At 43.3% G+C, this 2,331-nt stretch carries 3 protein-coding genes; all 3 read left to right on the top strand.

Annotation, left to right across the window (positions count from 1 at the left end; genetic code table 11):
• Nucleotides 1-704 (top strand): ACT domain-containing protein (locus tag ST42_RS11495; RefSeq protein WP_044073606.1); only part of this gene is annotated, 704 nt, incomplete at its 5' end.
• 98 nt (nucleotides 705-802) lie between these two features.
• Nucleotides 803-1,654 (top strand): hypothetical protein, encoded by an 852-nt coding sequence (locus tag ST42_RS11500; RefSeq protein ID WP_231557035.1) that lies wholly within the window; start codon nucleotides 803-805, stop codon nucleotides 1,652-1,654.
• Nucleotides 1,655-1,730: 76 nt separating this feature from the next.
• Nucleotides 1,731-2,279: a hypothetical protein gene (locus ST42_RS11505; RefSeq protein WP_044073608.1), complete on the top strand. Its 549-nt coding sequence runs from the start codon at nucleotides 1,731-1,733 to the stop codon at nucleotides 2,277-2,279.
• Nucleotides 2,280-2,331 lie beyond the last annotated feature (52 nt).

Consider the following 2,331-nt stretch of genomic DNA (forward strand, 5'->3'; position numbering starts at 1 on the left):
ATGATAACATTATGGCTTTCACACCCAAAGGCAAATGTATCGTACTGCCCAAGTATGCCACTGCACTCGATTTTGCCTTCGAAATTCATACCGAAGTTGGACTTCATGCCGTGTATGCACGTATCAATGGTAAGCTGTCCTCTGTCAAGACGGTGCTCCATCGTGGCGATTGTGTAGAGATAGGCACTGCAGAGGATGCAGTACCTGAAGCAGATTGGCAGAACCATGTGCTTACCTATAAGGCAAAGCGTAGTTTGGGCAGTTTCTTCACCGACCGTCCAAAGATGGAGTATAAGCGTTGTACCTGTTGCCATCCGTTGCCGGGAGACGAAGTCATCGGTTTCAAGAATACAGAGGGACAGATTACGCTCCACAAGCGCAACTGCCTCACCGCTATCCGTCAGGCATCCAAGCAGGGCGATACCATTGTAGCTGTGGATTTCAAGGAGAACGAACAATTCCTGTTCCCCGTTCGTGTTTGCATCCGTGGCATCGACCGCCATCATCTGCTAAGTGACGTGGTTGCTTGCATTACAGAGCAACAGAACCTATCCATTTCGAAACTCCATACAGTAACCCAAGACCGCATTGTGGAAACCACGGTGGATTTTGAGGTACATTCTTCCAACGAACTAAAGCAAGCCATTGAAAATATCCGTAAGATAAAAAATGTGGATGAGGTGGCAAGAATAGATATTGAATAACAAAAATGAACAACATGAAAACTACTACAATATTTAAAATGACGGTATTGTTTCTGTTTGTCCTTTCCGCAGTTTCCTGTAAAGGGAACAAAAGCAGATTGGATAATCAGGAATCCGATACGGTGATGGTTGCTAAAGACAGCATTCCATTTGTCTTGGAACATCTGGATGTTGACAAGAAAAAAGTGATGGCATACGTTACTTGTTCAGAACATATGGTTGACTCCTTGCTATCCATCGCTGATACAGCGTACAGCAAAACTGGTAGCTACAGTCTGGAAGACTTGGGCATGGACAATGAAGAGTATAACAAGTGGCTTACAAAAGCCTACAAAGACACCATTTCTATCGTTATTGCCCTGTTCGATTCATACGCAAGTATGGTCAATTCGGGTACGGACGAAGCAAGCGCATCCTTTGTCTGGCATGAGGTAGCACGACTACAGATGAAGCACTTCTATAAAAAAACAGGTGGCGAATGGCAAGAACCTAATAGTTACGAAAAACTATTTCGGGTAATTAATGGAGTTGTGGAAACATACGACTGTGGTACCCAAGCCGACATGAATATGGCAGCCTGGCGTTCTGTCATGCCTGTTGACTATCGGCTGATAGAAGCATACAAGCAACTGGTGGATCTGTGTAATGACAAAGAGACAACGAAACTCATTCACGATGACTATATGTACACGCTAACCACTTATCGGGCACATCGTGACGGCATCGACGAGTGGTATTCCGATCTGCCTCGTGAGCAAGGTACAATGTTTGAATGGTTGCTAAGAAGTAAACTCGAAAATATCAATCTGCTCATCAAGAACTACAAGAGAGGAAAGATAGACAACAATGCTGTCAAGAAGAACTTGCAGGAACATCTGTGTCTTGCAAACAAAAGACTGGTAAAACTGACCAAAGATTTTCTTGATAGAGAAAGAGATGAATTTCGATGATGTCAAGCCAATGAAGTGATAGATTAGAGGTTACTTTTCTCTCCATATTATCATAAACGAGATAAAAGGAAAGACCATGTTAGTGATACATCCGACAGATAAAACGACCGAAATGCTCTCAATCCTTTATGAAGGGTTGGGAGCACGGTTGATTGAAGCGGATTGCTCCAACAAAGAGATGGGACATCTGCTTCACCACACGTCTCCAAGCGAGCGTATCATGCTGCTTGGTCATGGTTCAGACAAAGGCTTGTTCTTTTGCAAGAGCGATGAGGAAGAAGACTTTGACGGTATAATTGTAGGCCATCCGCAAGCCTATTATCTTCGCAAACATTGTGGAGACATCATCGGTATATGGTGTCATGCCATGGAATTTGCCAAGAAGGAAGGGCTGCATGGTTTGTTCTCTGGTATGATCATATCTGAGATGAGTGAAGCAGAAGAGTATGGTGTGGTTACTGATAAGGATAGCATGGACAAGACAAACCGTCTCATGTTTACACAACTAAGAAGGCTTCTGGACAATGGTACACCTCTACATGAGATACCTGAACGCCTAAAGACATTGGACACCACGCAAAGTGAGTTGTCACGGTTCAACTACGAGAGGTTTTACTATTTGTAACAAATTAACGAAGAATATGATTTCAATATTCAGAAAGATAAGAGTAAAGTGG

This window comes from Prevotella pectinovora (assembly GCF_000834015.1).
GTDB lineage: Bacteria > Bacteroidota > Bacteroidia > Bacteroidales > Bacteroidaceae > Prevotella > Prevotella pectinovora.

Coding starts and splice junctions, on each gene's coding strand:
- ST42_RS11505 (WP_044073608.1), top strand. CDS start 1,731: ATGTTAGTGATACATCCGACAGATAAAACGACCGAAATGCTCTCAATC.